This is a genomic window from Oceanobacillus caeni (genome assembly GCF_019037185.1).
GTDB classification, from domain to species: domain Bacteria; phylum Bacillota; class Bacilli; order Bacillales; family Amphibacillaceae; genus Oceanobacillus; species Oceanobacillus caeni.
Genome location: NZ_JAHHXM010000063.1, coordinates 1 through 4,215, shown reverse-complemented (window position 1 = coordinate 4,215; position 4,215 = coordinate 1). Strand labels below are relative to the sequence as shown.

The following is a 4,215-nucleotide window of genomic DNA, read 5'->3' as shown; positions in this document are numbered from 1 at the left end:
AATATACTTTAGGAATTCTAAGAAAAACAAAGAAATATCCAGTTAGTGTCCGGAATAAGGGGGCCTAGCCGCGAGCTACTGATAAAAAAGCTCCAGTACCGATATCCTAAGCTCGATTACGGAATATCTGCATATATACCAAGATATCAGCACACACTTACGGAATATCAGTATTCATATTAAGATATCAGCACACACTTACGGGATATCAGTATTCATATCAATATATCAGCATTCGCTTACGGTATATCAGCATTCATATCAATATATCAGCACTCGCATACGGAATATCAGTATTCATATCAATATATCAGCACTCGCATACGGTATATCAGTATTCATATCAAGATATCAGCACCCGCTTACCGGACAGCGTATATATCAAGATATCAGTTAAATCAATTATCATCTTTTAAAATGTTAGATTTCCAATGAATTCCTCGTGTAAACCATATTAAAAATGGAAATACTATAAGAAAAAATATAGTGGATAGGAGGGGTTTTATTGGGTTTAGCACAAATTGGTATTCCAGGTTTGATTCTCATCATCTTTTTAGCATTAATCATTTTTGGCCCTAGAAGACTTCCGGAAATAGGGAAGGCGGCTGGACAAACATTACGGGAATTTAAGAGCACAACAAATGATTTAATTAGCGATGACGACGATAAAATTGATAAAAAAGATAAGAATAACAACAAAGCATTAGATGATTAAGAATGAGACGCGGATGCGCATTGGCTCGCACCATTAGACGCGTCAAAGACATGGTAAGGCATATATTATTTATAGCAAATTTCACGTAAAGCCGCACATAGCGTTTGATGTGCGGCTTTTCCTACTTTAAGTGAAGCTGACTCTACTCAGTAAAACTTTGAAAATACCAAGGAGTGAATCTATTTTTAATGGACAAGTTTAATAATCAACCAATTGGATACACTGAATAACAACTATCATACATAAAGACGAGGAGGAATAAAGTTGTCGGATGAAGAAAAGAAGGCACCGGATTTATCCCGCCGTAAATTTATTAAAAATTCCGGTTATGTAGCTGGAGGAGCGATTGGCGGTGGTATCCTTACCTCTCTAATCGGTACAAATGTTTGGGGCGGGAATCAAAAAACAGCACCGGAAACTACAACGAATGAGGCAGATTCATATAATCGCGCACTAATGTATTTTAGGAGAAGGAAAGATTTCGAAATTCTTAGCGCAGCGACGGAAAGAATTTTTCCAGAAGATGAAAATGGCCCAGGAGCAATCGCGTTGGGTGTACCTTATTTTATTGATCACCAATTAGCTGGAGGCTATGGAAATAATGAAAAGGAGTATACGTTAGGGCCTTTTTCAGAAGGGACAGATTACCAAGGTTATCAATCCCCATTAAAACGGCATGAAATTTTTACAGCTGGGATCCAAGCTATGGAAAGAGAAAGTCAAGAAAACTATGGCACCTCCTTTGTTGACCTAGAAGGGGAACAACAGGATGAGATTCTACGGAAATTCGAGGAAAAGAAGGTAAAGATGAAGCATGTTAGCTCGGCGTATTTTTTTGATCAACTTCGTACAGCAACGCTTTCAGGTGTATACGCAGATCCTTTGTATGGTGGAAACGCCAATATGGACGGATGGAGAATGAAGGAATTCCCTGGTAATCAAATGAGTTATATACAGGAGATTGAGAAAGAGGAATTTATCGAATATGAACCAAGTTCTTTGAAGGATCATTTATAAATTCTAGAATATGGAGGTTTCGTATGGTTAAAACACTAGATAAAGTAGACGTAGTTACGGTGGGAATAGGTTGGGCTGGAGGCATCATTGCTTCAGAACTCGGGAAAGCCGGAGTAAAGGTTGTTGGTCTTGAACGAGGTGAGAATCGGACAACCGAAGATTTTCAAATGATACACGACGAATATCGATATGCGATACGGCATGACCTGATGCAAGATTTATCCAAGGAAACGATTACTTTTCGGAATAACCCTGATGAAGTTGCATTACCAATGCGACAATTTGGTGCATTTCTGATTGGAACCGGGGTGGGCGGTGCAGGGTCTCACTGGAACGGGGATACGTGGTTTTTTTCACCTTATGATTTTCAGATAAAAACCATGACGGAAAAGAAATACGGTAAGAATAAACTCCCTAAAGAATATCTGATTCAAGATTGGGGCATCACATACGATGAACTAGAGCCATATTATGAAAAGTTTGAGAAGATGGCCGGAACAAGTGGGGAACCAAATCCTTTAAGACCTGAAAGAAAGAGGGAGTATCCAACTCCACCGATGAAAAGTACTCCAATGCTTGATCGTTTTGAGAAGGCAGCCAAAAATCTAGGGTTGCATCCTTTTCGTTTGCCATCTGGAAATATATCTGAATCTTATACAAATCCCGATGGAAAAACATTAAACCAATGTCAGTATTGTGGCTTTTGTGAAACATTCGGCTGTGAATATGGTGCAAAATCGACACCAAATGTAACAGTCGTTCCAACAGCATTAGAAACAAATAACTTTGAATTACGGACACATGCCAATGTCGTGGCAATCCATCATGATGGTAAACGGGCGACAGGTGTTCGATATGTTGACGTTCAAACAGGTGAAGAATTTGATCAACCAGCGGATGTCGTAGTGTTAACGAGCTATACAGTGAGTAATGCTCGCCTTTTATTATTATCTGATATTGGAAAGCCCTATGATCCAAAAACAGGAACTGGTGTAATCGGGAAAAATTATTGCTACCATATTACTCCAGTTGTCACTGGATTCTTTAAGGAAAAGTTTAATTCGGCAATGGGAGCCGGTTCGCTTGGAACGACCTTGGACGACTTTAATAATGATAATTTTGATCATTCCGATTTGGATTTTATCCATGGTGGCTCCATCACGATGAAGCAATTAGGTAAAAGACCGATTAATGAAAATGCAGCTCCAAAAGGTACGCCAACATGGGGGAAAGAATTTAAACAAAAATCAATCGAATACTTTAATCGCTCGATACCTGTTACTTCTCAAGGAACTTCTTTACCTCATCGTAATAATTACTTAAGTCTTGACCCTACCTATAAAGATGCTTATGGAAACCCATTGATGCGATTGACGTATGATTTTACCGAGCATGATCATAAACTGCATGATTTTATTTCGGAAAGATGCGCAGAAATCTTGCATGAAATGGGTGCAGAAAAGGTGGAAACGAGGGAGTTAACCGAACACTTCGACATTGTTCCCGCTCATAATGATCATATTACTGGCGGTGTCATTATGGGAGAAAATCCTGAGACATCTGCACTTAATAATTATCTCCAAATGTGGGATATGGATAATGTGTTCGTTATCGGTGCTTCTGCTTTTCCTCATAATGGAGGTTATAACCCTACAGGCACAGTAGGAGCATTAGCATATCGTGCAGCCGAGGGAATTTTAAAGTTTAGGGACAAAGATGGGCAACTTGTTAAAGCGAAGGATAGTAGTAGGGCATAGGGAGAGGCTATGGGGTTAGAATACTAGCCATGCCCTAAAGATACCTGTGTTAGACTGACACTGTTTTAGAGCGTTAAAGTGTAACTGCAAGAATAAATTGGAGTTCATCCGGTTGATTCTTGTTCTTGTAGTTTTTTTATGAATAAAGTGTTTAATCTTATCTCTCGAAAATAATAACCATCTATCCGCTAAGTTGATAGATGGTTATTATAGATTTTTTAGAAAGGGGAATCATCGAACAAAACACTTACACAAGGATGTTAACTTTTAGTGCAATGATAATTTAAGACCATATAGACAGATACCTCGTACCACCAAAATATAGTGCAAGGCTGTTAATCCTGCGCTTTTTTGTTGATGCAAAAACTCTTTATCTACAATCCAATCCCTCCAAATTTTACATCCACACTATATCAAAAAAGTAAACTAAACACTAAACAGCGAAGAAGCCTTTTCATTATCATTAATGCAAAAACTCTAAATCTACAATCTAAACCCTTCGAACTTTACATTCCTGCCACACCAAAACAATAAAATAACCCTTTCATACCCGCTTGTTTTCCTATTTCATATTTTTGACAGATTCCTAGTATTTTAGTACTTTCTATTTATATAGGTTGTTAATGAGCCTCTAAGAATGCTTTCTCTATTTAACGCACTTCCGAAAGAAGTCTCCCTCTTCAAGCGTGTGAAGGGAGTAGCCCAATGGTAAGGGGGAGATGAATT

The 4,215-nt window shown here is 38.4% G+C and carries 3 protein-coding genes; all 3 read left to right on the top strand.

All coding sequences use genetic code 11. From position 1 onward, the window contains the following. Positions 1-505: 505 nt before the first annotated feature. Positions 506-715, top strand: coding sequence for a twin-arginine translocase TatA/TatE family subunit (gene tatA / locus KM885_RS17475; protein WP_047186611.1), 210 nt, complete (start codon positions 506-508; stop codon positions 713-715). A 264-nt stretch (positions 716-979) separates the two neighbouring features. Next, positions 980-1,732, top strand: a complete 753-nt coding sequence (locus KM885_RS17470) for a gluconate 2-dehydrogenase subunit 3 family protein (protein ID WP_216884333.1) — start codon at positions 980-982, stop codon at positions 1,730-1,732. A gap of 23 nt (positions 1,733-1,755) precedes the next feature. Further along, positions 1,756-3,489, top strand: coding sequence for a GMC family oxidoreductase (locus KM885_RS17465; RefSeq protein WP_145523581.1), 1,734 nt, complete (start codon positions 1,756-1,758; stop codon positions 3,487-3,489). Positions 3,490-4,215 lie beyond the last annotated feature (726 nt).

Coding starts and splice junctions, on each gene's coding strand:
- KM885_RS17465 (WP_145523581.1), top strand. CDS start 1,756: ATGGTTAAAACACTAGATAAAGTAGACGTAGTTACGGTGGGAATAGGT.